The 23,974-nt window shown below is 58.5% G+C and carries 27 protein-coding genes, 1 tRNA gene and 2 pseudogenes; 24 read left to right on the plus strand and 6 right to left on the minus strand.

Annotated elements, in window-relative coordinates:
- The 4 genes from HBH25_RS01095 (at window position 1) to HBH25_RS01110 (ending at window position 3,404) form a co-directional block, all read left to right on the plus strand.
- Complete coding sequence (locus HBH25_RS01095) at window positions 1–1,032, plus strand: LacI family DNA-binding transcriptional regulator (RefSeq protein ID WP_168080645.1); 1,032 nt, start codon at window positions 1–3, stop codon at window positions 1,030–1,032.
- Window positions 1,029–1,970: a ribokinase gene (gene rbsK, locus HBH25_RS01100; RefSeq protein WP_168080647.1), complete on the plus strand. Its 942-nt coding sequence runs from the start codon at window positions 1,029–1,031 to the stop codon at window positions 1,968–1,970. The genes HBH25_RS01095 and rbsK overlap by 4 nt, the downstream gene beginning before the upstream one ends.
- Before the next feature lie 4 nt (window positions 1,971–1,974).
- Window positions 1,975–2,910 (plus strand): nucleoside hydrolase, encoded by a 936-nt coding sequence (locus HBH25_RS01105; RefSeq protein WP_229631773.1) that lies wholly within the window; start codon window positions 1,975–1,977, stop codon window positions 2,908–2,910.
- Between the two features lie 167 nt (window positions 2,911–3,077).
- Complete coding sequence (locus tag HBH25_RS01110) at window positions 3,078–3,404, plus strand: I78 family peptidase inhibitor (RefSeq protein WP_168080651.1); 327 nt, start codon at window positions 3,078–3,080, stop codon at window positions 3,402–3,404.
- Between the two features lie 97 nt (window positions 3,405–3,501).
- Here HBH25_RS01110 and HBH25_RS01115 read toward each other — a convergent pair whose 3' ends face one another.
- Both HBH25_RS01115 and HBH25_RS01120 read right to left on the minus strand, forming a co-directional pair.
- Window positions 3,502–3,714 (minus strand): cold-shock protein, encoded by a 213-nt coding sequence (locus HBH25_RS01115; RefSeq protein WP_003234260.1) that lies wholly within the window; start codon window positions 3,712–3,714, stop codon window positions 3,502–3,504.
- Window positions 3,715–3,901: 187 nt separating this feature from the next.
- Window positions 3,902–4,201, minus strand: coding sequence for a hypothetical protein (locus HBH25_RS01120; RefSeq protein ID WP_168080653.1), 300 nt, complete (start codon window positions 4,199–4,201; stop codon window positions 3,902–3,904).
- A 342-nt stretch (window positions 4,202–4,543) separates the two neighbouring features.
- Between HBH25_RS01120 and thrS the strand changes: the two genes are divergently transcribed.
- The 9 genes from thrS (at window position 4,544) to HBH25_RS01165 (ending at window position 12,013) form a co-directional block, all read left to right on the plus strand.
- A complete protein-coding gene (thrS, locus tag HBH25_RS01125) occupies window positions 4,544–6,466 on the plus strand; it encodes a threonine--tRNA ligase (protein ID WP_168080655.1) in 1,923 nt (640 codons plus the stop codon).
- The gene (infC, locus tag HBH25_RS01130) at window positions 6,466–7,017 is read left to right on the plus strand and encodes a translation initiation factor IF-3 (RefSeq protein WP_195755872.1); all 552 of its coding nucleotides are present in this window, start codon (window positions 6,466–6,468) and stop codon (window positions 7,015–7,017) included. The genes thrS and infC overlap by 1 nt, the downstream gene beginning before the upstream one ends.
- A 59-nt stretch (window positions 7,018–7,076) precedes the next feature.
- Window positions 7,077–7,271: a 50S ribosomal protein L35 gene (rpmI, locus tag HBH25_RS01135; RefSeq protein WP_009394045.1), complete on the plus strand. Its 195-nt coding sequence runs from the start codon at window positions 7,077–7,079 to the stop codon at window positions 7,269–7,271.
- A gap of 33 nt (window positions 7,272–7,304) precedes the next feature.
- The gene (rplT, locus tag HBH25_RS01140; RefSeq protein WP_040262863.1) at window positions 7,305–7,661 is read left to right on the plus strand and encodes a 50S ribosomal protein L20; all 357 of its coding nucleotides are present in this window, start codon (window positions 7,305–7,307) and stop codon (window positions 7,659–7,661) included.
- Between the two features lie 108 nt (window positions 7,662–7,769).
- Entirely contained in the window at window positions 7,770–8,786 is a 1,017-nt protein-coding gene (gene pheS, locus HBH25_RS01145; RefSeq protein WP_168080659.1) for a phenylalanine--tRNA ligase subunit alpha, read from the plus strand.
- A gap of 27 nt (window positions 8,787–8,813) precedes the next feature.
- Window positions 8,814–11,195: a phenylalanine--tRNA ligase subunit beta gene (gene pheT / locus HBH25_RS01150; protein WP_168080661.1), complete on the plus strand. Its 2,382-nt coding sequence runs from the start codon at window positions 8,814–8,816 to the stop codon at window positions 11,193–11,195.
- 3 nt (window positions 11,196–11,198) lie between these two features.
- Entirely contained in the window at window positions 11,199–11,501 is a 303-nt protein-coding gene (gene ihfA, locus HBH25_RS01155) for an integration host factor subunit alpha (RefSeq protein ID WP_002553164.1), read from the plus strand.
- Window positions 11,482–11,838, plus strand: coding sequence for a MerR family transcriptional regulator (locus tag HBH25_RS01160; RefSeq protein ID WP_168080663.1), 357 nt, complete (start codon window positions 11,482–11,484; stop codon window positions 11,836–11,838). Before ihfA ends, HBH25_RS01160 begins: the two co-directional genes overlap by 20 nt.
- 98 nt (window positions 11,839–11,936) lie before the next feature.
- Window positions 11,937–12,013 (plus strand) — tRNA-Pro (locus HBH25_RS01165).
- A 78-nt stretch (window positions 12,014–12,091) separates the two neighbouring features.
- On the opposite strand, the pseudogene HBH25_RS23140 reads toward HBH25_RS01165, so the two are convergent.
- Window positions 12,092–12,175: pseudogene (locus HBH25_RS23140) on the minus strand (integrase); the annotation flags it as partial.
- Between the two features lie 157 nt (window positions 12,176–12,332).
- Here HBH25_RS23140 and HBH25_RS01170 point away from each other — a divergent pair.
- The 3 genes and pseudogenes from HBH25_RS01170 to HBH25_RS01180 form a co-directional block, all read left to right on the plus strand.
- Window positions 12,333–12,848: pseudogene (locus HBH25_RS01170) on the plus strand (contractile injection system protein, VgrG/Pvc8 family); the annotation flags it as partial.
- Window positions 12,849–13,044: 196 nt separating this feature from the next.
- Window positions 13,045–13,305, plus strand: coding sequence for a hypothetical protein (locus HBH25_RS01175; RefSeq protein ID WP_168080665.1), 261 nt, complete (start codon window positions 13,045–13,047; stop codon window positions 13,303–13,305).
- A 313-nt stretch (window positions 13,306–13,618) separates the two neighbouring features.
- Window positions 13,619–14,017 carry a hypothetical protein gene (locus tag HBH25_RS01180; RefSeq protein WP_168080667.1) on the plus strand — a complete coding sequence of 133 codons (399 nt, stop codon included), beginning with the start codon at window positions 13,619–13,621 and terminating at the stop codon, window positions 14,015–14,017.
- 178 nt (window positions 14,018–14,195) lie between these two features.
- Here HBH25_RS01180 and gcvA read toward each other — a convergent pair whose 3' ends face one another.
- Complete coding sequence (gene gcvA, locus HBH25_RS01185; protein ID WP_168080669.1) at window positions 14,196–15,131, minus strand: transcriptional regulator GcvA; 936 nt, start codon at window positions 15,129–15,131, stop codon at window positions 14,196–14,198.
- A 151-nt stretch (window positions 15,132–15,282) separates the two neighbouring features.
- Here gcvA and HBH25_RS01190 point away from each other — a divergent pair, with 151 nt between their 5' ends.
- Both HBH25_RS01190 and HBH25_RS01200 read left to right on the plus strand, forming a co-directional pair.
- Complete coding sequence (locus HBH25_RS01190; RefSeq protein ID WP_168080671.1) at window positions 15,283–16,056, plus strand: SDR family NAD(P)-dependent oxidoreductase; 774 nt, start codon at window positions 15,283–15,285, stop codon at window positions 16,054–16,056.
- A 155-nt stretch (window positions 16,057–16,211) separates the two neighbouring features.
- On the plus strand, window positions 16,212–16,886 hold the full coding sequence (locus tag HBH25_RS01200; protein ID WP_168080673.1) for a cupin domain-containing protein: 675 nt from the start codon (window positions 16,212–16,214) through the stop codon (window positions 16,884–16,886).
- A gap of 1,214 nt (window positions 16,887–18,100) precedes the next feature.
- Here HBH25_RS01200 and HBH25_RS01205 read toward each other — a convergent pair.
- Entirely contained in the window at window positions 18,101–18,355 is a 255-nt protein-coding gene (locus HBH25_RS01205) for a DUF1654 domain-containing protein (RefSeq protein WP_168080675.1), read from the minus strand.
- A 143-nt stretch (window positions 18,356–18,498) separates the two neighbouring features.
- On the minus strand, window positions 18,499–19,155 hold the full coding sequence (locus HBH25_RS01210) for a helix-turn-helix domain-containing protein (protein ID WP_168080677.1): 657 nt from the start codon (window positions 19,153–19,155) through the stop codon (window positions 18,499–18,501).
- Window positions 19,156–19,288: 133 nt separating this feature from the next.
- Here HBH25_RS01210 and HBH25_RS01215 point away from each other — a divergent pair, with 133 nt between their 5' ends.
- The 6 genes from HBH25_RS01215 (at window position 19,289) to HBH25_RS01240 (ending at window position 23,969) form a co-directional block, all read left to right on the plus strand.
- Window positions 19,289–19,471, plus strand: a complete 183-nt coding sequence (locus HBH25_RS01215) for a Com family DNA-binding transcriptional regulator (protein WP_168080679.1) — start codon at window positions 19,289–19,291, stop codon at window positions 19,469–19,471.
- A 13-nt stretch (window positions 19,472–19,484) separates the two neighbouring features.
- Window positions 19,485–20,666, plus strand: coding sequence for a cellulase family glycosylhydrolase (locus tag HBH25_RS01220; protein ID WP_168080681.1), 1,182 nt, complete (start codon window positions 19,485–19,487; stop codon window positions 20,664–20,666).
- A 111-nt stretch (window positions 20,667–20,777) separates the two neighbouring features.
- Window positions 20,778–21,104 carry an MFS transporter gene (locus HBH25_RS01225; RefSeq protein ID WP_168080683.1) on the plus strand — a complete coding sequence of 109 codons (327 nt, stop codon included), beginning with the start codon at window positions 20,778–20,780 and terminating at the stop codon, window positions 21,102–21,104.
- A gap of 61 nt (window positions 21,105–21,165) precedes the next feature.
- Window positions 21,166–21,717, plus strand: a complete 552-nt coding sequence (locus HBH25_RS01230) for a glycoside hydrolase family 19 protein (protein ID WP_168080685.1) — start codon at window positions 21,166–21,168, stop codon at window positions 21,715–21,717.
- A gap of 164 nt (window positions 21,718–21,881) precedes the next feature.
- Window positions 21,882–22,613, plus strand: a complete 732-nt coding sequence (locus HBH25_RS01235; RefSeq protein WP_168080687.1) for a GntR family transcriptional regulator — start codon at window positions 21,882–21,884, stop codon at window positions 22,611–22,613.
- Between the two features lie 54 nt (window positions 22,614–22,667).
- Entirely contained in the window at window positions 22,668–23,969 is a 1,302-nt protein-coding gene (locus HBH25_RS01240) for an MFS transporter (RefSeq protein WP_168080689.1), read from the plus strand.
- Window positions 23,970–23,974: the final 5 nt, after the last annotated feature.

Genomic DNA, 23,974 nt, shown 5'->3' on the forward strand with positions numbered 1-23,974 from the left:
ATGGCTACGATCAAGGACGTCGCAGCGTTGGCTGGCATTTCCTACACCACCGTGTCCCATGTGGTGAACAATTCACGGCCGGTCAGTGATGCGGTAAGGGCCAAGGTCGAAGCGGCAATTGTGCAGCTGGCCTATGTGCCCAGTGGCGTGGCGCGGTCTCTCAAGGCGCGCACCACGGCCACCATCGGGTTAGTGTTGCCTAACAACAGCAACCCGTACTTTGCGGAGCTGGCCAGGGGGATCGAAGATGCCTGTGAGCGCAATGGCTATTGCGTGATCCTGTGCAATTCGGATGATGACCCGTTAAAGCAGCGAAACTACCTGAGAATGCTCCAGGAAAAACGCATCGATGGTCTGGTTTTGGCGGCTGTGGATGACGCTAGCCCGGGGGGTGAATGGCATAACCTGACAACGCCGCTGGTGGTAGTGGATCGGGAAATCACAGGTGTCGCTGCCGACGTCGTGTGTATTGACCATACGGCTGGGGCGTACATGGCCACTCGACACCTGATCGAACGGGGGCATCGTCGGCTGGCCTGCGTGAATGGGCCCGCCAATGCGTCGGTGGCCCGGTTGCGACAAGCGGGTTTTGACCGCGCCGTGGCCGAAGCAGGCCTTGAGGTACCCGCCCGTTGGCGCATAGAGAGCGATTTTACAGCCGAAGGCGGCTATCAGGCTGGCCTTGCCTTGCTAAAGGCAGTACCGCCCACTGCGGTGTTCGCTGCCAACGATATGCTGGGCATGGGCCTGCTGCGGGCGGCGGCAGAGCAGGGCGTACGCGTACCACAGGCGCTGTCGGTGATCGGTTTCGATGACATACACATGTGCCGTTACGTGTACCCGGCGCTTACCACGGTAGGCCAATCCATCCTGGCATTGGGGGAGTTGGCTGCCGAGCACTTGCTGCATCGCATTCAGGGGCGGGCCACAGGCAGGCCACAGCGCCATGTGGTTGCGCCCCGTATTGTCTTACGTGAATCCACGGCGGCGAGAACGCCGATGGATGCTGAACAGGATGACGTATCTTTATGAGCCTTGATGAATCAGCCCCAGCCCTTGCTAGGGTCGTTGTAGTGGGTAGTTTGAATATGGACCTGGTGGTGCGGGCTCAACAGCTTCCACAGCCCGGCCAAACCTTGGCAGCGTCCCATTTCGCCACGGCATCCGGCGGCAAGGGCGCCAACCAGGCCGTTGCTGCTGCGCGATCGGGTGCGCAGGTGAGCATGATCGGCTGTGTGGGTGACGATGCCAATGGCCGGGCGTTACGCCAGGCCCTGCTGGACGACGGCATCGACTGCGACGGCGTAACCACGGATGCGCAGGCCCCCACAGGCGTTGCGCTGATTACAGTGGACAGCTCAGGGCAGAACACCATCATGATCGTTGCAGGTGCCAATGGCTGCCTGAGTGCCGAACAAGTCGATGCCATGGAAGCAGCCCTGCAGGCTGCCAGCGTGGTGGTCTGCCAGCTGGAAGTTCCGGAAGCGGTGGTAGGGCATACCTTGGCCAGGGCGCGCGCATTGGGGAAAATCGTGATACTCAACCCGGCACCTGCCACAGGCCCGCTGCCCGCGCAGTGGCTGCCCTGGATTGACTACCTGGTGCCCAACGAAAGCGAGGCGCAGTTGTTATCTGGCGTAGCGGTGACAGGCCGACAGGGCGCGGAAGCCGCCGCCAAGGTCTTGTTGCAGCGCGGTGCTGGCAAAGTGTTGTTGACCTTGGGCGCCGCGGGCGCATTGCTGGCCGGGCCTGAAGGGATACAGGATTTTCCTGCCTTCAAGGTCCAGGCGGTAGACGCCACTGCGGCAGGTGATACTTTCACAGGCGCCTTTGCAGCCTCGCTTGCGCAAGGCTGTGCAGAAGTAGAAGCCATCCGCTTCGCTCAGCAGGCAGCGGCGCTGTCCGTCACACAAGAGGGCGCACAACCTTCCATTCCTCATCGCCAGCATGTGCTGGCCTGGCCTTGGTAACCCTATGCTTGACCTGATTATCGATACCGACCCGGGCGTGGACGACGTCGTGGCGTTGCTCCTTGCCATGGCGAACCCTGAACGCCTGAACCTGCTGGCCATTACCACCGTGGCAGGCAATGTGCCGCTGGCCAAGACCACACGCAATGCCTGCCTGGCACGGGAATGGGCACGCCGCGGTGATGTGCCGGTATACGCAGGCGCAGATCGCCCCTTGGTGCGTACGCCCCTGTATGCCGAGGCTATTCACGGAAGCGAAGGCTTGCCCGATAGCGTGGTGCACACGCCTGCCGAAGGCGCGGCCAGCGAGCATGCTGTGGATTACCTGGTTCGCACCTTGGAGGCTGCTGCGCCTGGGAGCATCACGCTCGCCATGCTAGGGCCGCAGACTAACCTTGCCCTGGCCTTGCGACAGTCACCGGCGGCAGCCCGTGGGCTGAAACAGGTCGTGATCATGGGCGGTGCCTGGTTCAACCCGGGCAATATCACACCCTTGGCTGAATTCAATCTGTTCGCCGACCCCCATGCGGCAGCTGAAGTCTTGGCCAGTGGCCTCCCTTTGGTGTACATCCCGCTGGACGTGACCCATAAAGTGCTGACCAGCCATGATCGCCTGGCGGAGATCCGCGCGTTGGGTACTCGGGCTGGAGAGCGGGTGGCCGATGTTGTGGCCTCCTACATTAGCCATGACATGCAGCGGTATGGGTTGCCCGGCGGCCCGGTGCATGACGCTAACGTTATTGCATGGCTGCTCAACCCTGGCATTTATCAAGGCCGTGCGGCCGACATGGCCGTGGTGTGCGAAGAGGGCGACGCGTTCGGGCAAACACAGCCTTTGGAGGCAGGCGCCTCAGCCGAGGGGCAAGTGAACTGGATAACCGATGCGGACAGTGAAGGCTTTTTCGCCTTGCTGAAGGCGAGCCTTGTCAGGCTGCCCTGAGTTCAAGCGCTGTATGGAGCACCCCTGCCACTGCGGACCCCTCCTGCGAAATATCCTGTGACCTTTTTCCAGGTCGCCTGCCTCAGGCAACAGGCACACTGCGCGTGCAACCTCTCAGGTTGCCGACGGTCGCAGGTGGGCATTGTTTTAAAAAATGAGGAGGCTTCATGGGTTTGGGTAAAAGTGGGCTGGCGTTTCTGGCTGCAGCGGCGTTGAGTGCTTGCGCCACGTCAGAGCATAAGGCACCACAGGCTGATGCCACGGGCGCAACCGGGCCATCGGTGGAAATGGGGCGGTGCAGCTCGCAAGCCGCACAGTTTGCCGTTGGCCAGCAGGCCTCTCAGGCGCTGCTAGAGCAGGCCAGAGTCAAGTCAGGTTCGCTGATGGCACGTGTGCTTGGCCCACGCGATGCAGTGACCATGGATTACCGTTCTGAACGGCTGAACCTTAATGCAGACGAAACTGGCAAGATCGTTCGTGCCACCTGCGGCTGATCGCTAGCCTGTTTACAGGCAAAGAAAAAGCCCGCCAGGTCCACCGCATCATGCGGCTTCCCAGGCGGGCTCTTTCGGCACTGTAAGCGGCGGAGTCTTACTCGCCACGAACCTGCGCGGCCTGCATCCCTTTCTGGCCTTTCTCAGCCACGAAAGAAACGGTCTGGCCTTCTTTCAGGCTTTTGAAACCATCAGATTCGATCGCTTTGAAGTGAACGAACAGGTCATCGCCACCGCCTTGGGGGGTGATGAAGCCGAAGCCCTTCTCATCGTTGAACCATTTGACGGTGCCGGTTTGGCGATTGGACATGGGGTGTATCTCCAGGAAACATAAGTATCTAGTACGGGTACCGTTCAACCGAACGGGTACGGAGCCATCATAGACACAATCTGAGGTTTGGTAACCCCGTAGACGTTAAAAAAGCTGAGATTTTACTAAAACCCACTGTTTTTCTGCTCGGGCGGCGGCTCTTTGGCGCCGGTTGGCCATACGGTGATCAGGATTTTGCCTTGCAAACGGCCACTTCCTGCTGCAGGCGGTCACGCAATGCAACGGTAGGTGGCGGGGTCTTGCTCATCAGTTGCTGGATTTCTGCGGTGCTGAATTTTTTGTCGATCACTTGGGCGCCGCAGTCGCAATGAGCCGTCGCTTTTTCTTTGCTCACGCTTTGCGTCGCTGTGGCGACACAGTCGCTCATGTACTGCTGACGCGCACCCTCGGGCCATGCAGCCTGGGCCGCCAGCGGCACCAGCATTGCCAGTGGAAGGGTCATGGTCAGTAATGGAAGAACGCGCATAGAGGGCTCCTGAATGGGCAGGTGAGGCGTTGAACAGGTAAAAAAACCGCCGGGCGGTATGCTTTTTCGAGGCGAGCAGCCTGCTCAAGTTCAGCCCGAATGCAGGTCCACAACGCCAAGCCTTCCGGCAGGTAACGAATCTCCCAGGCCTGGTTATCAATCATGCTAGGATAAGCACCCGCTCAAGAGGGCGGGTTTTGTTCATTTCCAGTCACTCCGGTTCGGTTCCTGGTTGGCCATTGGCTCCTGCCACTGTGAGGCAGGCATACCGCCGAATCCTGTACTGGCTCATCCCAACCCACGTGACCTTTGGTAGGGGTCACCACTAGGAGAGGAGGCGCCATGCCCACCATTACTCTTCCTGACGGCAGTCAACGTTCGTTCGATCACCCGGTATCCGTATCAGAAGTGGCCGCATCCATCGGCGCAGGCTTGGCCAAGGCAACGGTCGCCGGCAAGGTGGACGGCACCCTGGTGGATGCCAGCGATGTGATTCGAAACGATGCCAGGCTCCAGATCATCACCCCCAAGGATGAAGAGGGGCTGGAAATCATCCGTCACTCCTGTGCTCACCTGGTGGGTCACGCCGTCAAGCAGCTGTATCCCACTGCAAAGATGGTGATCGGCCCGGTGATCGAAGAAGGGTTTTATTACGATATCGCCTACGAGCGGCCTTTCACGCCGGATGACATGGCGGCGATCGAAGCGCGCATGCGCGAGTTGATCGACACCGAATACGACGTCATCAAGAAGATGACCCCGCGTGCCGAAGTGATCGAGGTGTTCAAGGCCCGTGGTGAAGACTACAAGCTGCGCCTTGTAGAGGACATGCCGGAAGAAACCGCCATGGGGCTGTACTACCACGAAGAATACGTGGACATGTGCCGTGGCCCTCACGTGCCCAACACCCGTTTCCTCAAGTCGTTCAAGCTCACAAAACTCTCCGGAGCCTACTGGCGCGGCGATGCGAAAAACGAGCAGCTGCAGCGTGTGTACGGCACCGCATGGGCCGACAAGAAGCAGCTTGCGGCGTATATCCAGCGTATTGAAGAAGCCGAGAAACGCGACCATCGCCGTATCGGCAAGCAACTCGATCTCTTCCACCTTCAGGAAGAAGCGCCGGGGATGGTGTTCTGGCACCCCAATGGGTGGACCATTTATCAGGTGCTTGAGCAGTACATGCGCCAGGTTCAACGCGAAAACAATTATGTGGAGGTGAAAACCCCACAGGTGGTGGATCGCGTGCTGTGGGAGCGCTCTGGGCATTGGTCCAACTATGCCGAAAACATGTTCACTACGTCCTCGGAAAACCGCGACTACGCTGTCAAGCCCATGAACTGCCCATGCCACGTGCAGATCTTCAACCAGGGCTTGAAATCCTACCGTGACCTGCCATTGCGCATGGCGGAGTTCGGTTCATGCCACCGCAACGAGCCCTCGGGTGCCTTGCACGGGATCATGCGTGTACGCGGCTTTACTCAGGACGATGCTCACATTTTCTGCACGGAAGAGCAGGTGAAACGCGAGGCAGCCGATTTCATCAGGCTTACCCTCAAGGTTTACGAGGACTTCGGTTTCTCCGATGTGACCATGAAGCTCTCCACTCGCCCGGCCAAGCGGGTAGGTTCCGAGGAATTGTGGGATCGCGCTGAAACAGCCCTGGCCGACGCGTTGAATGAATCGGGCCTGGAGTGGGAGTACCTGCCCGGCGAAGGTGCGTTCTATGGGCCGAAGATCGAGTTTACGCTCAAGGATTGCCTGGGGCGGAGCTGGCAGTGCGGCACCTTGCAGTACGACCCCAACCTGCCGGATCGCCTGGACGCGAACTACATTGCCGAAGACAATGGCCGCAAGCGCCCGGTGATGCTGCACCGTGCCATCCTCGGCTCGTTCGAGCGTTTCATCGGTATGCTGATCGAGCATTACGCTGGCGTATTCCCGGCATGGCTGGCGCCTACCCAGGCTGTGATCATGAATATCACCGATAATCAGGCCGAATTTGCCCGGGAAGTTGAAGGAATTCTTGTCAATAGCGGGTTCCGTGCCAAGTCGGACTTGAGAAACGAGAAAATTGGCTTTAAAATCCGTGAGCATACTCTGCTCAAGGTACCGTTCATGCTTGTCATCGGGGACCGTGAAGTAGAGACGCGAACTGTCGCCGTGCGCACACGTGAAGGTACCGATCTTGGCTCCATGCCGGTCGAGGACTTCCAGAAGCACCTTGCGCAGGCGGTTTCCCGGCGTGGTCGCCAAGATTTGGAGTAATCATTATTAAGCGTGAAATGAGACAGGATAAACGAACTGCGCCCAAGGCACCGATCAACGAGAACATCACGGCCCGTGAGGTCCGGTTAATCGGTGCTGACGGCGATCAGCTTGGCATCGTCTCGATTGATGAAGCGCTTCGTATCGCTGAAGAAGCGAAGCTGGACCTGGTAGAGATCTCTGCAGACGCGCAGCCGCCCGTCTGTAAGGTCATGGACTACGGCAAGCACCTCTTCGAGAAGAAGAAGCAGGCTAACGAAGCCAAGAAAAACCAGAAGCAGATCCAGATCAAAGAAATCAAGTTTCGTCCAGGGACGGAAGAAGGGGATTACCAGGTAAAACTGCGCAACCTGGTACGTTTCCTGAGTGATGGGGACAAGGCCAAAATCTCGTTGAGATTCCGTGGCCGTGAGATGGCCCACCAGGAGCTGGGCATGGAGCTGTTGAAGCGGGTTGAAGCTGACCTTGTGGAATACGGCGCCGTTGAACAGCAGCCTAAGATGGAAGGACGCCAGCTGTTGATGGTCATCGCCCCCAAACGCAAGAAGTAACCTCCAGGGCACGGCAGGCCTTGTGGTTATGTTAATTCATTGAATGCGGAGTACCGAACATGCCAAAGATGAAAACCAAAAGTGGCGCCGCGAAGCGTTTCCTGAAAACGGCTTCCGGCTTCAAACACAAACACGCTTTCAAGAGCCACATCCTGACCAAGATGTCCACCAAGCGTAAGCGTCAACTGCGTGGTAGCAGCCTGCTGCACCCGTCTGACGTTGCAAAAGTGGAGCGCATGCTGCGCGTTCGTTGATTCCGTTTCGGTCAAAGATAGAGGATATAACTCATGGCTCGTGTTAAGCGTGGCGTCATTGCCCGTAAGCGTCACAAGAAAATTCTGAAACTTGCCAAAGGCTACTACGGTGCACGCTCGCGCGTCTTCCGTGTTGCCAAGCAAGCCGTCATCAAGGCTGGCCAGTACGCCTACCGAGATCGTCGTCAGAAGAAGCGTCAGTTCCGCGCTCTGTGGATTGCCCGTATCAACGCTGGTGCTCGTACCAACGGCCTGTCCTACAGCCGTTTGATCGCTGGCCTGAAAAAGGCTGCCATCGAGATCGACCGTAAGGTACTGGCTGATCTGGCAGTGAACGAGAAAGCAGCGTTTGCTGCCATTGTCGAGAAGGCTAAAGCCTCACTGGCTTGAGTACCCCCGGCAATCACCGCTGCTGGTTACGGCTGGTAGCGGTGTAGAACGTTTTTAAATAGGGGAAGGGCCTGCGCTCTTCCCCTATTTTGTATCTGGAGCCTGTACATGGAAAACCTGGATGCGCTGGTCAGCCAAGCTTTGGAGGCCGTGCACAAAGCGCAAGACATCAATGCCCTGGAGCAGATCCGGGTTAATTACCTTGGCAAGAAAGGCGAACTGACCCAGATGATGAAAACCCTGGGCAACCTGCCTGCCGAGGAACGGCCAAAGGTCGGCGCGCTGGTGAACGAAGCCAAGGAGCGTGTGAGCGATGTGCTCAATGGCCGTATGGCAGCCTTTGAGGCGGCCGCCCTTGATGCGCAATTAGCTGCAGAGCAAATCGACGTCACCTTGCCAGGGCGTGGCCAGGCCAGTGGAGGGCTTCACCCCATCACTCGTACGCTCGAACGCATCGAACAGTTCTTCACGCACATTGGCTACGGCATCGCCGAAGGGCCTGAAGTCGAAGACGACTATCACAACTTCGAAGCGTTGAACATTCCGGGGCATCACCCGGCCCGTGCCATGCACGACACCTTCTATTTCAATGCGAACATGCTGCTGCGTACCCACACGTCCCCTGTTCAGGTGCGGACTATGGAAGCTACGCAGCCGCCCATTCGCATTGTCTGCCCTGGTCGTGTTTACCGCTGCGACTCGGACCTGACCCATTCCCCGATGTTTCATCAGGTGGAAGGGCTGCTGATCGACCGCGACATCAACTTCGCGGACCTCAAGGGCACCATTGAAGAGTTTCTTCGTGTGTTCTTCGAAAAAGAGCTGGCGGTGCGGTTCCGCCCATCGTTCTTCCCCTTCACCGAACCGTCTGCAGAAGTGGACATCCAGTGTGTGATCTGCAGCGGCCGTGGCTGCCGCGTATGCAAGCAGACCGGCTGGCTGGAAGTGATGGGGTGCGGCATGGTTCACCCGAATGTGCTGCGTATGTCCGGCATCGACCCTGAGGAATTCTCCGGTTTTGCTTTTGGCATGGGTGCCGAGCGCCTGGCCATGCTGCGGTATGGTGTGAATGACCTGCGCTTGTTCTTCGACAATGACTTGCGATTCCTCGCGCAATTTCGCTAGCCATAGCAGCCCTTTCAGGAGAACAGCATGAAATTCAGTGAACAATGGCTGCGTGGCTGGGTGAGCCCGCAGGTATCCCGTGACGACTTGGTGGCGCGCCTATCCATGGCCGGCCTGGAAGTCGACAGTGTTACACCCGTAGCCGGCACGTTCAGCGGGGTGGTTGTGGGCGAGGTGCTGAGCACCGAGCAACACCCGGACGCGGACAAGCTGCGGGTGTGTCAGGTCAGCAACGGCAGTGAGACGTTCCAGGTCGTGTGTGGCGCCCCCAATGTGCGCCCCGGCCTCAAAATTCCGTTCGCCATGATCGGTGCAGCGCTGTCGGGCGACTTCAAGATCAAGAAGGCCAAGCTGCGCGGTGCCGAATCCAACGGCATGCTGTGCTCTCAAGCCGAGCTACAGGTGGGCGAGGGCAACGATGGCTTGTTCGAGCTGCCGACGGACGCGCCGGTGGGTACAGACATCCGTGAGTACCTCGCCCTCGAAGACGTGATCATCGAGCTGGGGCTTACCCCGAACCGTGGCGACTGCCTCTCCCTGGCCGGCCTGGCCCGTGAAGTGGGCGCACTCTATGCAGTCCCGGTCAGCCGCCCTGCAGTGCCTGTTGTACCGCCTGCTATCGATGATATACGCCCGGTCGAGGTGCTGGCGCCTGCCGCCTGCCCGCGTTACCTGGGCCGCGTGATACGCAACGTGGACCTTGCCCGCCCTACGCCGCTGTGGATGGTTGAGCGCCTGCGCCGTGCCGAGGTACGCAGCATTGATGCCGCAGTGGATATCACGAACTATGTGATGCTCGAGCTGGGGCAACCCATGCATGCGTTCGACCTTGACGAGATCAATGGCGGCATCCGTGTGCGCATGGCCGAAGAGGGCGAGAAGCTTGTGCTGCTCGATGGCCAGGATGTAACCCTGCGTAGTGATACCCTGGTTATCGCTGACCACCAGCGTGCCTTGGCCATCGCAGGTGTAATGGGTGGCGAGCACAGTGGTGTGAGCACTCAGAAAACCCGTGACCTGTTCCTGGAAAGTGCTTTCTTCGAACCCGTATCCGTGGCTGGCAAGGCGCGCTCCTATGGGCTGCACACCGACGCTTCGCACCGTTACGAGCGCGGTGTGGATTTCAACCTTGCCCGCGAAGCCCTGGAGCGTGCCACAGCATTGCTGCTGGAGATCACCGGCGGCGAAGCAGGCCCGGTGGTAGACGTCAGCAGCGAAGCGCACCTGCCGCATATTGCACCTATTACCCTGCGAGCAGACCGGGTGGAGCAGATGCTGGGGCTGGACATGGGCGAGGCCACCATCGAAGGGTTGCTCAAAGGCCTGGACTTGGGGGTTACCGGCAATGGAGCGGGGCAGTGGACGGTGACGGTACCAAGCCATCGCTTCGACCTCAGCGTGGAAGTGGACCTGATCGAAGAGCTGGGTCGTTTGTACGGCTATAACCGTTTGCCCGTCCGGTACCCGCAGGCACGCCTTGCGCCACAGCTGCGTACAGAAGCCAAGGCTGAATTGCCGGCCCTGCGCCGGTTGCTTGTTGCTCGTGGCTATCAAGAGGCGATCACCTACAGCTTCATTGATCCCAAGCAGTTCGAGCTGTTCAATCCTGGCGTTGAGCCACTGACCTTGGCCAATCCCATCTCTTCGGACATGGCCGCCATGCGCGTGTCGCTATGGCCCGGTTTGGTTCAGGCCCTTCAGCACAACCTCAACCGCCAGCAAACCCGTGTGCGCCTGTTCGAAAGTGGCCTAAGGTTCGTGGGGCAGCTGGGCGACCTGAAGCAGGAGCCTATGCTGGCCGGTGTGGTATGCGGGAGCCGGCTACCAGAAGGGTGGGCCCAAGGCGATGCCAAGGTCGATTTCTTCGACATCAAGGCGGACGTTGAAGCGGTGCTGGGGCACGCGGGCGCCTTGGCCAGTTTCAACTTCGTGCCAGGCAGCCATCCGGCCTTGCACCCTGGCCAGACGGCGCGGATTGAACGTGAGGGCAGAGAGGTAGGTTTCCTGGGCGCACTGCACCCTCAGCTGCAAAAGAAACTAGGGCTGGATCGCACGGTCTATGTGTTCGAGCTGGTATTGGAAGCGGTGGTAGAAGGGCGGTTGCCTGCATTCAAAGAGCTGTCTCGTTTCCCTGAAGTCCGTCGTGATATCGCTCTGATAGTCGATCAAACGGTCTCCAGCGAAGCGGTACTGGCTGTGATCCGAGAGGGTGCTGGCGAATGGATGACAGACCTCAGGCTGTTTGATGTCTACCAAGGTAAAGGTATTGATCCGCATAGAAAAAGCCTTGCCGTTGGCTTGACCTGGCAGCATCCATCGCGCACTCTTAACGACGATGAGGTGAACTCGACCACTTCGCATATCCTCACCTCGCTCGAACAAAGGTTGAACGCCACGTTAAGGAAGTGACGTATGGGGGCTCTGACGAAAGCTGAGATGGCAGAACGTCTTTATGAGGAGTTGGGTTTGAACAAGCGCGAGGCCAAGGAATTGGTCGAGCTCTTTTTCGAGGAAATCCGGCACGCACTCGAAGACAACGAACAGGTCAAGCTATCCGGCTTCGGAAACTTCGACCTCCGAGACAAGCGCCAGCGGCCGGGCAGAAACCCGAAAACGGGTGAGGAAATTCCGATCACTGCGCGCCGTGTCGTCACCTTTCGTCCAGGGCAGAAGCTGAAGGCCCGAGTGGAAGCCTATGCTGGAACCAAGTCATAACGACGAGCTCCCGCCCATTCCCGGCAAGCGCTACTTCACCATTGGTGAAGTCAGCGACTTGTGTGCGGTAAAACCGCACGTGCTCCGGTACTGGGAACAGGAATTTCCGCAGCTAAACCCTGTAAAGCGTCGCGGCAACCGCCGGTATTACCAGCGCCAGGACGTGCTGATGATCCGTCAGATCCGCGCCCTGTTGTATGACCAAGGCTTCACCATCGGAGGCGCGCGGTTGCGCCTCTCTGGCGATGAAGCCAAGGACGATACGACCCAGTACAAGCAGCTGATTCGCCAGATGATCAGCGAACTGGAAGACGTGTTGCACGTGCTCAAGAAGTAAACGAAAAAAAATGGAGAAAAAGCTTTCGTAATTCAAAAGCTTAGGGTATCTTTCTCCTCGTTCCCGCTGCTAACGGGAACAGGTGGTAAACGCCTAGTCGGGGCGTAGCGCAGCCCGGTAGCGCACTTGCATGGGGTGCAAGGGGTCGAGTGTTCGAATCACTCCGTCCCGACCAACATATTCAACGACTTAACCACCTTCGGGTGGTTTTGTTGTTTTTGGGCCTAGTGACTTTTCGAGTGACATCGCTTTTTCATCCGGTCCTCCTTTTCAATATGGTCAACACTGGTCCACGTGAGTCCGTAGCTGATACCTTGTTGGCTGCGTCGATCAACTGCAGCGCTACCATGAAGGTTGACGAATGCTTCCTTGGCCAGGTCGCTGCACTTGTCCAGCAGGGCCTGGAGCTGGCGGGCTTGCAGGGAGTTACCGTTGCCGTGGGCTCTGCAGCGTGTCCGTCGTCGTCTTCGCCCCTAGCACCAAGAAGATCCCCAGGAGCCTGGGAAGGCAGGCCGCTACGGGAGATTGTCACTGAGGTTGCTGTTCGTAACGGCTGAGAACCGGTGTGTGAGGTTGAAACGCTCATGCCCAGGGTCGATCAGTTAGGGGAATCGGACCTCAATTTTCTTACCCGCCTGGCGTGTCAGTACGACTGCACGGCTAAAGTCGCTGGCGGCAAACTATTGGTCATGCCCCGACAAGGCGGCGTTACGGCCACCGGAACAGTGGCCCCTCCGCTTGCACTCAAACGAAGCGACGTCAGCCGGTGGCATTTCGGGCACAGCGACCGCACCAGCCAATCCGGCGCCAAGGCACATTACCTGGATAAAGAAACGGGCAAGTTGGCCGTGGTCTCCCTGAACAATGCCGATGCGCCCACTGGCCTTCCTGGTGTGCACACTGACCGGCATATCCATCCAAACAAGACCGCTGCAGAGGCTGCCGCAAAAGCTCGGATAGCGGCCTTCAACCGCTCCACTGCTGCGGTACGCCTTGAGATGCCCGGACGCATGGGTAAGGCCAAAAGGTCCAAGTCGACTCTGAAGGTAGAGCGGCTATAACCGTCGTCATAAGTGCTGGGTTGTGATCAGGTTCCAAACGGTGGGCTGCGGCCTGACGTACTATCGTACAAACGCAATAGCTGTTGAAAAGGGCTGGATAGTGAAGCTGGAACCGGCAAAAAAGACAATCGATCCAGGTCGACTTATGAACGATGTTGCAACAGGGTTTCTGGCCTTCTGGATAGTAGGCATCTGGTTGATGCCCGAGCGATCTGTAGCGCTTCATTACTTTCGCCTGCCCATGGCATTGACCGTCGTGTTTGGCTCACTTGGAAGCGTTATCCACGAACGGTCCACTAGCCTTTTCGGTGAGGGTGTGGGCCGAGTGTTGCTGGGCATTGGGCTCGCCATAGCGGGCGCGTTTTTCGCATTCTGTTTCTGGTTGATATTCACCGCCAAACGATAACTCAGCCACTACTGCTGTAAGTCCGTGACCATTCAATAGCCCGCCTTGTGCGGGCTTTTTTACACCTAGAGGAAGGCATGCGTAGGGCGCTCATTTGAACGTTCTCCTCACGCGCGTACTGGCCAGCAGCAGCGCACTGGCGTTCGCGGCCGGCATTGGCTTCTGTAGAGCCTGGTACTGGCAGGCAAACGCCTGCACGGCAGCGCTGGCCAGCCGATCCTAGGGCTACGCTGCCGACCTGGCCTCGATCGCAATCGCCGGTGCTGCGCAGGCGCAGCGTGCCCTGGAGCGGCAGCAGCAAGCCGAAGCGGCAGTGGCGGCGCTTTATAAACAACGAACAACGGAGAGAGCCGGTGCGCTTGTTGAAAACGTAATCGTCCCAATGTACGAGCGTGGCGTAAAGCTCGATTTGAAGGTGGTCCGTTCCACTGAGCCTATCCAAGGCAATATTCAGATGCTGGCTAACCCGTTCGGCCCTTTGGAGCAGGCATGCTTGAAAGCCTACATCAGGCCAAGCGCGCCGCTTGATTCGCCGCCTTTGCCGGATCTTTACGAAGTGAAACTGGATGGCATGGCGACCTTGGGCATGGTGCTGGCGGGCATTGAGATCATAGGTGGGGCGGCCTACCGGCAGGCTTGGCATATCAAGCAGGTGGCAGGAAAGGTGCCGTGGTCAGTGTGTCCCAGATCGGAGTTGGATGCTTTGAACTGAGCCTGGCATACAGTTCCATCATCTATCCGCGAAGTGGCGAGCTGGCCATATTCCGAAGAGCTGCTGGGGGCGGCTGCGGGTTGTCACCACCTGCTGCAACCGACCATAGCAATCGCTCACCTAGCTCGTACACGAGATCCACTGGGGATGGCTGGTTGCTTTAGGTCAGATAGGCGGGCTAACCAGCAGCACCTAGTGCGTTCTGGCTTGCTGATACCTTAAATAACCACTCACGAAAGGCACGTACCTTTGGCAAATCGGCGTATTCGGGCCGGTAGACCACGAAATAGGCCAAGGGTGAAGCGAACTTGATCTGAGGAAATAGGCGGACCAGTCTGCCGGCTGCCACATCATCCCTGGCCATTACACTGCGTGCCAAGGCTACGCCCAAGCCATCGATTGCCGCTTGCAGAACTGCCGCCGAATTATTGATCTTCATGCCGCGCCTGACCGCAATGTCGGCCACTCCGGCGGTCTGCAACCATGTTTCCCACGTAGCGAAGCCTGCATGGCCGTCCATGGACTGGTCGTGGATCAAGGTTTCATGGGTAAGGTCATTCGGCGCTCGCAGTGAACCGCACCTGGCCAGTAGTACGGGTGAGCAGACCGGATACACCTCTTCTTCCATCAGCTTTTCGCTCACCAAACCGGGCCAATTTCCCGCGCCATAGCGCACCCCAATGTCGATGCGCTGGGCAAGAAAATCCACTGCCCGGAGTTGGGTATCCAAACGTACATCGGTGTCCGGACATGCGGTATGAAAGCCTTCGATACGTGGCAGCAGCCATTTGGCCGCAAAAGCAGGGCTGACTGTCACGGTCAGCACACCGCTGAGCGCACCCTGCTTCATGTGCTCCAGTCCCAAAGCAAGCCGTTCCAGGCCGGCACGAATGTCCGGTAGCGCGCGCTCGCCGGTATCGGTCGTAACTAGACGGGCCTTGCCGCTGGCCCCGCGAAGAAACAGCGGTGTTCCTAGCCATTGCTCCAGGGTGCGCACTAGCTGGCCCACCGCAGCAGGGGTGACATTGAGTTCAGTCGCGGCAGCAGAAAAGCTTCGGTGGCGGGCACTGGCTTCGAAAGCACGAAGAGCGTTGAGGTGAACAATTGCGGCCATGACGTTAAAGATTTTGTTTATCGAACTGACACTTTATCTGGTTTGTGCACGTATGCAAGACAGCTCACTATTTGCTCATACACCAGAGCGTAAGCGTTAACGGCTAAGCCGTCACCGCCTAACGCTCGATTACCCACCCGGAGTAAATAACATGAGTCATCAATTCAGCGGGAAGAAATTGTTGGTCATTGGCGGCACCAGCGGCATGGGCATGGCCATCGCTCGCCACGTTCTGCAACAGGGCGGTACCGCCGTTATCGTTGGTAGCCGTGCCGAGAAAACCGAGCAAGCGCGCCAAGCCCTTTCGGCCTTTGGCCCTATCAGCGCCTTCACGGCCAACCTGACCAATGCAGAAGGCGTAGCAGCGGTATTGGCCGAAATTGACGCGCATCACGCTGACATCGACCTGTTGGTCAATGCTGCTGGCGTGTTCTTTCCCAAGCCTTTCCTGGAACATCAGGAAGCGGACTACGATCAGTACATGCAGCTGAACAAAGCCACTTTCTTCATCACCCAGAAAGTAGCTGAGAACCTGGTAGCTAAGGGCCGTCCTGGCGCCATCGTCAACATCGGCTCGATGTGGGCCCGGCAAGCCATTGCTGCAACTCCTTCCTCGGCTTACTCCATGGCTAAAGCCGGCCTGCATGCGTTGACCCAACACCTGGCGATGGAACTGGCGCCTAAGCAGATCCGCGTGAACGCTGTATCGCCTGCCGTGGTTGAAACCCCGATCTACGAAGGCTTCATTCCCAAGGCCGAGGTTCATTCGGCCTTGCAAGGTTTCAATGCTTTCCATCCGATTGGCCGGGTAGGTACCCCAGAAGACGTCGCAGAAGTGGTCGCCTTGCTGCTCTCCGACAAGGCTGGCTGGGTTACGGGTGCCATTTGGGACGTTGACGGCGGTGTCATGGCCGGCCGCAACTAAATTAGAAGCCTGCCAAGGCGAAATCGCTGAAGCGCTGGGTGTAGCAGTCGCACTCAATGCCGGTGCTGCCCTGGTATATTCCGCTCGGGTAATGGATGCCTACGCTCAACTGCCTACGTTTTAATCTTCTACCTCGTACGTTCTGGGAGCGCCTCATGTTGGTCAATGCTGACTTCACCCGTCCGGCAGTCGTCGCTGTCGAGGACTACCACTGGGTTGCCTCGCCCCAGGCGGGGGTCGAACGCGTCATGCTTGACCGAGTGGGAGCTGAAAAAGCACGGGCCACCAGCATTGTCCGCTACGCACCGGGCTCGGTCTTTCCGAGCCATGGTCATCCCGGCGGTGAAGAGATCCTGGTGCTCGACGGCACCTTCGCGGACGATGACGGCCACTATCCGGCCGGCTGGTACCTGCGTAACCCTTCCGGTTCGATGCACGCGCCTTCCAGCCCGAAGGGCGCTGTAATTTTCGTCAAGCTGCGGCAGATGCGTGAAGACGATCAGCTCATGGTGCGTTTGGACACCTATGATCCTGCGAATTGGCGCCCGGGCCGTGACGGGTCTGTCTGTCCGTTGTATAGCAACGACAGCGAAGAGGTTTACCTGTTGCGTCTCAAGGGAGAAGGCTCCGTCTTCGGCAACCGTTCAACCCAGACTGAAATCCTGATTGTTGCCGGCGAGGTATTCACAAATGGGCATCGATTCGCTTCCGGCAGCTGGCTGCGGTTCCCCCCCGGCCCGCCGGAGCAGCTACAGGCGGGCACGCAAGGCGCCACGCTCTACCTACGGCTCGGGGAATCGATAGGCGTATCTCAAGAGGCTTCGGTGTGAATCAAGTGCGTGTTGCAGTTATTGGCGGGATGCCGGGGAGGTTTGAGGCCTCTTGCACGCATGGGGGTGCGAGTGTTCAAATCCCTCCGTCCCGACCAATATATCTAATGACTTACCACCTTCGGGTGGTTTTGTTGTTTTTGGGCCTAGTGACTTTATGAGTGACATCACATTCTTATCCGGTCCACCGTTTCAATAGGGTCAACACCGGCCCGCGCACAACTGTGCCTGATATGTTTTAGGCCGACTCGATCAGCCTCCCATCTACTGCTACGATTGATCGAACGTCAGTTCGATAAGGAAACGGTGTGGAAAGGGCATTCCGGAATTCGATGTTTCTAGTAGGGCTACCCCTCGCAATCTGCGGCTTCAGCCCCGGTGTGACGGGACTGATCGCTCATGGGACCTTGGCCTACGTGGCGCCAGGCCTTCTTATTCCAGGCCTGATATTCATGATCATTGGCTGGATGCAGTCGAGGCACTAAGCACGCAGTGTGAGTTTGGAACATCGGGCGTGCGGGCAAATCATTTCAATACTGTACAGCCGCCGAGTGTTGAGTTGGGCAATGTCTGCGAGGCCGGACGCTGCCCCTATTCTTCAACCTGCTTGGCCCTTGGAAGGCTTCCCCACCTCCCGCCTCAATATGGAGGCAAGGTCCCGCCACGGCAATTGAGCTGCCGGGATCTTCGCAGTGCAGAAGGGGTAGTGTACGAACGGGCGCCCAGCTTCTATCAGGCCTTGTCGCGCACCACAGGTACGGCAGCACACTTGGTCATCGATGATTTCCCAATAGCTTCTCCAACGGTTCACAGTGCCTCCTGGCCGACCAAGCGCGGTTTCCATTCCCCCCTTCCTGAAGGATAATTACTGTATAGATATACATATAGGAAGGACTATGTACTTCGCAGTAATCCGCATGTATACCCACGGTGTCAAGCGGGAACCGAACGATGTACCACTAAGCGAAGCGGTACAAGGCGATCTGAAAATAGGGGTGGAGAGGTGTGAGCGAGTGGTGGGGCATGCCCCCAGGGCTGTACTGATTGCACCAGGCACCCGGCAGCACCTGCTGCCTCCGTTGGTAAATGTGCGCGTGGATACGATGTCGACACGCGCTTTTACGGTCGTAGGGCAGGAGCAGGAGGGTGGCCAGACGTACCTGCAGACCTGGCACTGTAGGATTGTTCGAACGCTATAGGCACGCTGAGTGTGTTCAATGCTCCGTAGGCACACTCCACACCAGCGTAAGAAAATGATTCCCGCGATGGCGAATAGTGACGTGCTCGTTCTCGCCAATTTCCTCTATGAGCCGATCCCAATCCTGTTCCTGGTCTTCAGGCCGACGTTCCAGCACGGCTGACCTGGAAAGTTGGGAAGCCGACGAGTTGATGACTTTTTGAAGCCGCAGCCCCATCAGCTCGTACGAGGTGGGCGGGGTGTGTGTAGCGCGGGTCTCTGTACGTGCCATGGTAGCCTCCGAATAACTGTATTTATAAACAGTATTCCAAGGCTTCACTGAAAGCAAGCCTAGGCTGTATCGAGGTACGGCAAGTTTGAAGGGCACAAAAAAGCCCGCACAAGGCGGGCACATGAAAAGGGGAGCGCTAACCGCTACAGGCGGCCGAGAATCTTGCTGGGCGCAAGAATGTTGCCCACATAGTGAATGGCCTGCACGTCCTGCCAATTCACGAACAAGCGGTCGCCATAAGCAGAATTCACCGACATCAGGCTCACACCATCGTCGTTCTCGAATAGCAGCTCTTTGACCATGCTTTGCCCATCCCGGGTGGTCACCATCACATATTCACCCGGCACCAGCCGATGGTTCGGTTCGCACACGGCTACCCAGCCGCTGCGTATCGCCGGCGCCATGGAGTCCCCTTTCAAGCGCAGGGCGTAAGCGTCCTCGTCCCTGGACCAGGTTTCCACATGGCCGTCGCCGCCATCGAGCTCGAACCAGAAGCCCTCCGGGCCTAACTGTGCTGTTCCCACAATCTCAATCCTTCGAGCCACTGACGTAATCGGAGGGCCTGGTTCCACATTTGGCTCTATAGAGACCGCCGGGGAGTCTCCGCCCACCATGAGCCAGGCCACAGAGACCCCAAGGCAATTGGCGAGCGCAGCCAGCCGGCTGCCCCGAGGGCTTGACTTGCCTGCTTCCCAACCTTGCACAGCTTGAGGGGACACCCCAAGCGCTCTGGCAAGCTCGGACTGATTCAGGCCTTTCTGTTCGCGTGCCGTACCGATGCGGCTATGGAGTGTGCTCATGGCGATCACTATACAATTCAGGGTTGTAGAAATCATTACAAAAAAAGCTTGTAAGTCGCAATCTATACTTGTAACCTGATGTCACTGGATACGAACACAGGCCAGCGGGGATTAACAGCGAGGACCTTTCCACATGTTGAACGACTGCCGCTGTGGCAACTGCAACCGACTGCTCGCCCGAATGGGCGAGTTCACTGAACTCCAGATCAAATGCTCCCGCTGCGGAACATTGAATCATGTGAAGGCCAAGCGCCTCGAGCCAACGCCCTTGAGCGTAGAACAGGCAGCACGACTGCTTTCCTTATCTACTGACTAAGAGGCAACACACCATGGCTAATTCAAGCACCGGCATCAACACGCTGACCAACATTCCACTGTTGGGTATCAACCTGGGCTCCCATGCAAACGCTCGGCAGATCGTGCCCGGCGAGGCGGGCACTCATTACTTCTGGCCTACCCGCGACACCATCACCCTCTGGGTGAAGCAGCGCGGCGTTCGCCTTATTCGCTTCCCTTTCGAAGTGCAGCGGGCGATCAACCTCACCAACGAAGGCTTGCCAGGGCAGGGCGCCAGCCTGGATACCACCTTTGTAAGCAAATGGAAGGAGCTGCTGGGGTGGATTCGCGCAGACTCCAACGGTGAAGCGAAAATCATCCCGGACCCACACCATTACATGCGCCTGATGCGCTATGAAACGGCCAACGGCAAGATGACCGGGCGCCTGCTGCCAGCCAACCAGGCCGGTAACCAAGGTAACCGCTGGAAGGCCACCGAGCCTGTGCTTATCAACGACAGCAATAGCATCAGTGGGGCGGCCTGGTCGGCCATTCACCTGGCCAACTTCCACCAGAAGCTGGTGCAGTCCTGTGACGACCCGATGGTGCTGGGTTGGGGGCTGGGTAACGAGCCCTATGCACAGACCACGCCCAATGCAACGGACTACATCACGGCAGAGGGGATGAATACGCTGTATATCAACACCATGAACACGGTGCTGAAGTACTTGCGCAACAGCTCCAAGAAACCGGTGTTTATCTGTGGCTTGCAGTATGCAAGTGCTCGCAACTGGGAAAATGCGTCAAAAGACCTGCAAGCACAAATTGTAGATTCGGCCAATTCGATTGTGTGGGAAGTACACGGCTACGGAGACGTAGACGGCGGCTCCAGTGGTGCCTACAACGGTGACAACACCCAGATAAAGCCCGACGTCTTTACCAAAGCGGCACCGGACGGGATCTTCACACCCATGTTCGAGTATGCCACCAAGAACAAAATGGCTACTTACATTGGTGAGGTAGGCATCCCCAGCACTGACGCGGCCCGCACGGCGCTGAAGAACCTGCTGGACCTGATGGTGACCAAACAGGTCCCTGGCACGCTGTGGGTCACCGGCCCTGGTTCGGACACCGAGAAGATGAGCCTGGAACGCTCGGACCAAGCGGCTACGGTGGCACTGGTTACGCCGTACTTCGCCAAACGGATCAGCCACTGGAACTTCTCCGCGAGCTGACTCACCCCTAGCCCGGCACTCGCCGGGCATCCATCCCGCTGCCGGTCTTGCACGCCTTGCCAGTGTGCAGGCCGGTGGCGGCCTGTTCCGCATCACGCCGCGAGGTGACGTATGGACTTCTTTCAGCGGATGTTCACCCGGCTTGACTGGATGATGGCGGGCTTGTTCGGCGCCCTTGTTGCCAGCCGTTGGCACAAGGAAGACCTGAGCGATTGCGCGTCATGGCTGATGTTTCTGTTCACGGGCATGGCTTGCGCGCACTACCTTACCGGCATGGTGAGCGCCTACTTCGGCGTTGTCGAACCTAGCAGCGTGGCAGGGGTAGGGTTCCTGCTGGGCGCGTTTGGAGGGTCGCTGGTGGCCGCCATTACCCGTGCTATCAAGGCAGCAGACCTATGGTCAATCATCCGAAGCAAATTCGGAGGGCCCAAACCATGACCCCTTGCATGCTCCACCTTTGCAATACCCTGGCCGCAAGGCCTTCACACCGGAGGTGCGTATGCCTCTGACCGACATTCAACTGCGGCAGATCTTCCCGCTGGCGGGGGACCGCGCCAGCGCTTACCTGAATTCGATCAACCTGGCCATGGCGCGTTACGCCATCGACACCCCCCTCAGGGTCAGCGCTTTTCTCGCGCAGGTCGGCCAGGAGTCTGGCCAACTTCGATACGTTCGTGAGTTGGGCAGCGATCGCTACCTGGAGCGCTATGACACCGGGCCCCTCGCCAAGCGTTTGGGGAACACCCCCTGGGCAGATGGCGATGGCCAAGCCTACCGTGGCAGGGGGCTGCTTCAGGTCACCGGCCGCGACAACTACCTGGCCTGCAGCCTGGCCCTGTTCGGCGATCAGAGGCTGCTGGGTTCGCCCGAGCTCCTTGAACAGCCCTGCTATGCGGCTTTGTCCGCTGGTTGGTACTGGGCGATGCGCCACCTCAACAGGCTGGCTGATGGCGGGGATACCGAGGCGATTACCCGTGCCATCAACGGCGGGCTCAAGGGGTTGCCCGAGCGAAAAGCCTTTTATGACCGGGCGTTGAAGGTGCTCACATAAGCACTTGCCCCAGTGCCAAACATTTTTCAGCGCTGCTAACCCTTTCTTTCGAGCGGCCACCACCTGTGCCGCTCACACCCTCAGCCCCTTGACACCTCCCCACAGGGCGACGAATACTCACTGCAGATTCATATAGATGACTATATAACAAGGTGAATAAGTCTATGAATTCACTGCCTAGTGATGCACGCTTGCCGCTGTATCAGCGCCTGCGTGACCAGTTGGCCCAGCAGATTGCCAACAACCGGTGGCGCCCCGGCGAAGCCATTCCTACTGAAGCCGCACTGTCGGCCGAACATCAGTTGTCCACCGGCACCGTGCGCAAAGCCGTAGACGCTCTGGTTGCCGAAGGCATTCTCGAACGGCATCAGGGCCGAGGCACCTTCGTGCGGCGCCCCCAATTCCATTCTTCGCTGTTTAGGTTTTTCCGCTTCCAGTCAGCCACAGGCGAACGCCAGGTGCCGGAAAGCCGAATCCTGTCCATCGAGCCCTTGGCTGCACCGTCCGCCGTTGCCCAAGCGCTGGGCCTGCCTGCTCACGCTGCCGTGATCCGTATCGTTCGCCTTCGCCTGCTGGAGGATCAGCCGGTATTGGCGGAGGACATCTGGCTTGCACGCGCGCGCTTTCAGGGGCTGCTAGGCATCGACCTTAGCCAGCAAGGGCCGCTGCTTTACCCCATTTACGAGACGGTATGCGGGCAAGTAGTCGCTTTCGCTGAAGAAACCCTGACAGCCGAAGCCGTGGACGAGGTGCACGCGCGCCTGCTGCATGTGCCCTTGGGCAGCCCCGTAGTGGTCATCGAACGGCTGGCGCGGGACTACGCCGGTACGCCATTGGAATGGCGTCGTTCCCGGGGCCACGCTGAACACTTCCGCTACCACGTGGACATTCGTTGACCCCGCCGTCAGCGCTTGTGGGCTGCTTCACGTTCAACCATAAGGATAAGCACTATGTTCGGCTGGTATCGCCAGATTACGCCTCGCGAGCGAAAAACGTTTTGGGCCTGTTTCGGCGGATGGTCGCTGGACGCTTTGGAAGTGCAGATGTTCGGCCTGGCAATTCCAGCGCTGATCGCTGCGTTCGCCCTGAGCAAAGGTGACGCGGGGCTGATCAGTGGCGTGACCCTGATTACCTCGGCATTGGGTGGCTGGTTGGGCGGCACCCTGTCAGACCGCTATGGCCGAGTGCGCACGCTTCAGTGGATGATCCTGTGGTTTTCCCTGTTCACTTGCTTGTCGGCGTTTGTCACGGGCTTCAACCAGCTGTTGGTGGTAAAAGCGCTGCAGGGGTTCGGCATTGGCGGTGAATGGGCGGCCGGTGCAGTACTGATGGCCGAGACCATCAACCCTCGGTATCGGGGGAAAGTGATGGGCACTGTCCAGAGCGCCTGGGCAGTGGGGTGGGGGATTGCCGTAGGTGTGTTTGCGCTCATCTACACCTTTGTACCCCAGGCCATGGCGTGGCGCGTCATGTTCATTGTGGGCCTGTTGCCCGCGTTGCTTATTCTGTGGGTACGGCGCCACGTGGAGGAACCTGACAGTTTCCAGCGGGTAAAGCAGGCTCAGGCCATCCCGCACAGTTTCGCTCGCTCCATGGCAGGCATTTTCAGGCCTGAACTGCTTCGGGTCACCCTTTTTGGCGGGCTGCTGGGCCTTGGGGCCCATGGGGGCTACCACGCGGTCATGACCTGGCTGCCGACTTTCCTTAAAACCGAGCGTAACCTGTCAGTGCTTAATTCCGGCGGCTATCTCGCGGTGATCATCATCGCGTTTTGGTGCGGGTGCGTGGCCAGCGGCTACGCCATCGACCGCATTGGCCGCCGCAAGAACATCGTGCTGTTCGCACTGTGTTGCGTGATAACCGTGCAGTGCTACGTCTTTCTGCCGTTGACCAACACCCAAATGCTGTTCCTGGGGTTCCCCCTGGGCTTCTTCGCCGCAGGTATTCCCGCCAGCCTTGGGGCGCTGTTCAACGAGCTCTACCCAGCCGACGTACGGGGCGCGGGTGTCGGGTTTTGCTACAACTTCGGCCGGGTGCTGTCGGCTGTGTTCCCGTTTCTGGTGGGCCATATGAGCGACGCCATGTCCCTGGGTTCTGCTATCGGCATTGATGCAGGGGTTGCCTATGGCGTAGCCGTTATCGCTGCCCTGTGCCTGCCGGAAACCCAGGGCCGCCACCTGGAGGGTACGCCTGCGCCTTCGCCCGCCCAGCCAGCGCCCTCGTCACTGATACCTCGTACTAACCACCCATGAGTCCT

This window comes from Pseudomonas quercus (assembly GCF_012033695.1).
Taxonomy (GTDB): domain Bacteria; phylum Pseudomonadota; class Gammaproteobacteria; order Pseudomonadales; family Pseudomonadaceae; genus Aquipseudomonas; species Aquipseudomonas quercus.

Excerpts from the sequence above, each read along its gene's own strand:
- HBH25_RS01095 (WP_168080645.1), top strand. The coding sequence starts at position 1 with ATGGCTACGATCAAGGACGTCGCAGCGTTGGCTGGCATTTCCTACACC.
- rbsK (WP_168080647.1), top strand. The coding sequence starts at position 1,029 with ATGAGCCTTGATGAATCAGCCCCAGCCCTTGCTAGGGTCGTTGTAGTG.
- HBH25_RS01105 (WP_229631773.1), top strand. The coding sequence starts at position 1,975 with ATGCTTGACCTGATTATCGATACCGACCCGGGCGTGGACGACGTCGTG.
- HBH25_RS01110 (WP_168080651.1), top strand. The coding sequence starts at position 3,078 with ATGGGTTTGGGTAAAAGTGGGCTGGCGTTTCTGGCTGCAGCGGCGTTG.
- HBH25_RS01115 (WP_003234260.1), bottom strand. The coding sequence starts at position 3,714 with ATGTCCAATCGCCAAACCGGCACCGTCAAATGGTTCAACGATGAGAAG.
- HBH25_RS01120 (WP_168080653.1), bottom strand. The coding sequence starts at position 4,201 with ATGCGCGTTCTTCCATTACTGACCATGACCCTTCCACTGGCAATGCTG.
- thrS (WP_168080655.1), top strand. The coding sequence starts at position 4,544 with ATGCCCACCATTACTCTTCCTGACGGCAGTCAACGTTCGTTCGATCAC.
- rpmI (WP_009394045.1), top strand. The coding sequence starts at position 7,077 with ATGCCAAAGATGAAAACCAAAAGTGGCGCCGCGAAGCGTTTCCTGAAA.
- rplT (WP_040262863.1), top strand. The coding sequence starts at position 7,305 with ATGGCTCGTGTTAAGCGTGGCGTCATTGCCCGTAAGCGTCACAAGAAA.
- pheS (WP_168080659.1), top strand. The coding sequence starts at position 7,770 with ATGGAAAACCTGGATGCGCTGGTCAGCCAAGCTTTGGAGGCCGTGCAC.
- pheT (WP_168080661.1), top strand. The coding sequence starts at position 8,814 with ATGAAATTCAGTGAACAATGGCTGCGTGGCTGGGTGAGCCCGCAGGTA.
- ihfA (WP_002553164.1), top strand. The coding sequence starts at position 11,199 with ATGGGGGCTCTGACGAAAGCTGAGATGGCAGAACGTCTTTATGAGGAG.
- HBH25_RS01160 (WP_168080663.1), top strand. The coding sequence starts at position 11,482 with ATGCTGGAACCAAGTCATAACGACGAGCTCCCGCCCATTCCCGGCAAG.
- HBH25_RS01175 (WP_168080665.1), top strand. The coding sequence starts at position 13,045 with ATGAACGATGTTGCAACAGGGTTTCTGGCCTTCTGGATAGTAGGCATC.
- gcvA (WP_168080669.1), bottom strand. The coding sequence starts at position 15,131 with ATGGCCGCAATTGTTCACCTCAACGCTCTTCGTGCTTTCGAAGCCAGT.
- HBH25_RS01190 (WP_168080671.1), top strand. The coding sequence starts at position 15,283 with ATGAGTCATCAATTCAGCGGGAAGAAATTGTTGGTCATTGGCGGCACC.
- HBH25_RS01200 (WP_168080673.1), top strand. The coding sequence starts at position 16,212 with ATGTTGGTCAATGCTGACTTCACCCGTCCGGCAGTCGTCGCTGTCGAG.
- HBH25_RS01205 (WP_168080675.1), bottom strand. The coding sequence starts at position 18,355 with ATGGCACGTACAGAGACCCGCGCTACACACACCCCGCCCACCTCGTAC.
- HBH25_RS01210 (WP_168080677.1), bottom strand. The coding sequence starts at position 19,155 with ATGAGCACACTCCATAGCCGCATCGGTACGGCACGCGAACAGAAAGGC.
- HBH25_RS01215 (WP_168080679.1), top strand. The coding sequence starts at position 19,289 with ATGTTGAACGACTGCCGCTGTGGCAACTGCAACCGACTGCTCGCCCGA.
- HBH25_RS01220 (WP_168080681.1), top strand. The coding sequence starts at position 19,485 with ATGGCTAATTCAAGCACCGGCATCAACACGCTGACCAACATTCCACTG.
- HBH25_RS01225 (WP_168080683.1), top strand. The coding sequence starts at position 20,778 with ATGGACTTCTTTCAGCGGATGTTCACCCGGCTTGACTGGATGATGGCG.
- HBH25_RS01230 (WP_168080685.1), top strand. The coding sequence starts at position 21,166 with ATGCCTCTGACCGACATTCAACTGCGGCAGATCTTCCCGCTGGCGGGG.
- HBH25_RS01235 (WP_168080687.1), top strand. The coding sequence starts at position 21,882 with ATGAATTCACTGCCTAGTGATGCACGCTTGCCGCTGTATCAGCGCCTG.
- HBH25_RS01240 (WP_168080689.1), top strand. The coding sequence starts at position 22,668 with ATGTTCGGCTGGTATCGCCAGATTACGCCTCGCGAGCGAAAAACGTTT.